General features: G+C 57.4%; 2 tRNA genes. Both read right to left on the bottom strand.

Annotated features, from left to right (window positions below):
* Positions 1-108: 108 nt before the first annotated feature.
* A tRNA-Gln gene (locus tag QP977_RS10980) sits at positions 109-180 on the bottom strand.
* 30 nt (positions 181-210) lie between these two features.
* Positions 211-282 (bottom strand) — tRNA-Glu (locus QP977_RS10975).

Below are 282 nucleotides of genomic sequence, written 5' to 3'. Positions count from 1 at the left end.
CCGTACGGGATTTGAACCCGTGTTACCGCCGTGAGAGGGCGGCGTCCTAGGCCGCTAGACGAACGGGGCTTAGAACTGAATCCAACTCAACTGAGTGAGCGAATTCCGCTGGCCTACCAGGACTCGAACCTAGAATGACGGTACCAGAAACCGTAGTGTTGCCAATTACACCATAGGCCAATAAAGACTGGCGCTTTCACGCTGCCTTTGTACCCCGTACGGGATTTGAACCCGTGTTACCGCCGTGAGAGGGCGGCGTCCTAGGCCGCTAGACGAACGGGG

It is taken from the genome of Corynebacterium sp. MSK012 (genome assembly GCF_030232435.1).
In the GTDB taxonomy this organism is placed as follows: Bacteria; Actinomycetota; Actinomycetes; order Mycobacteriales; family Mycobacteriaceae; genus Corynebacterium; species Corynebacterium jeikeium_D.
This window is presented reverse-complemented; position numbering and strand designations above follow the sequence as displayed.